This is a genomic window from Shewanella sp. 11B5 (assembly GCF_002836795.1).
Lineage (GTDB): Bacteria > Pseudomonadota > Gammaproteobacteria > Enterobacterales > Shewanellaceae > Shewanella > Shewanella frigidimarina.
This window is the reverse complement of sequence record NZ_PJAP01000184.1, coordinates 1-1,089: the sequence shown is the minus strand read 5'-3', so window position 1 is coordinate 1,089 and position 1,089 is coordinate 1. Positions and strand designations below refer to the sequence as shown.

The 1,089-nt window shown below is 42.3% G+C and carries 1 protein-coding gene; it reads right to left on the bottom strand.

Annotation, left to right across the window (positions count from 1 at the left end):
* Complete coding sequence (locus CXF78_RS01495) at positions 1–987, bottom strand: DUF4382 domain-containing protein (RefSeq protein ID WP_011639027.1); 987 nt, start codon at positions 985–987, stop codon at positions 1–3.
* Positions 988–1,089 lie beyond the last annotated feature (102 nt).

The window sequence follows — 1,089 nt, the reverse complement described above, 5'->3', positions numbered from 1 at the left end:
CTAGCCTCCGTGGCCACCATGCCCTTCATGATGCCCACCATTGCCGTTGCCGCACTCATGTATCGTTTGTTGTCCACCAAGAGGGCCTGATTCAATCGTTATAGTGTCTGCATCTTTATACATTACAAATGGGCCTGCGCTAATGTCATCAAGGATTGGATCATCTAAATGACCTAAACAACTATAACCCACGCGGTAGTTCCCTTCGGGTAAATATCCCATTGCAAAATACCAATCCCCATCAGTAGTTTGTAACAATCGGCTCACCGACAACGGAGCCGTTAGCCCTGTTGGAGGTGTTGTTCCCATATCGGCCATTTGATCAATAGAAGTGACACTGTCTGGGTATAAATAAGCTAAATGATAAAATTCCCCGCCAACTGGAGTGAGATCTGCGTAGTCCATTTCACAACTGGCAACCCATTGCGGATCGACTTCGCCAATTAAATGGCCCATTTGACTGTTATCAACTGACCACATTGCACGATGACGCAATTGGTATTGCTCTTGCTCCATCAACAAACCCCGAAATAAATTAATTTCCAACGTCATCACACGTTCTCGGTTAGCAATAATCTGCACATCATCTATTGGCAAATAACCATTTTCAACTTGTAAACTATGACGGCCTTGACCATCTTCAACGTAACAACCCTGATTGCCATCGCCCTGATCAATTGTCACGTGGACATTATGATATTGGCCAACAGGTAGATCGATATTATCAATGGCAAGATGCCTATTCATGCCCTGATAATCGAGTAAATTGAACTCCCTATGTTGTAAGCTATAACGGTGTATTTCTCCCTTAGCGTCCGTCATAACAAGTTCATTCATCACTAATCCTAATCGAGACACTCCAACCATAGGAGCATCAGACACTCCTAAAGAGAATTGGCCTACATCGGTTGTGCTATCGCTATCGCTGCCACAAGCGCTCAGCAATAAAACTGAAGATAACATTAATACTGAATAATAAGTTTTCATCACATGTCCTCAATGTATTTGAAACACGACTAGTGTTACCTACAAAGAGGTAGTTGAATTTGATCAACATCAACAAACAGCGTTTAAATTAGTATGATTTAT

What these genes read in the sequence shown, in the direction of transcription:
- CXF78_RS01495 (WP_011639027.1), bottom strand. Translation starts at nt 987, where the DNA reads ATGAAAACTTATTATTCAGTATTAATGTTATCTTCAGTTTTATTGCTG.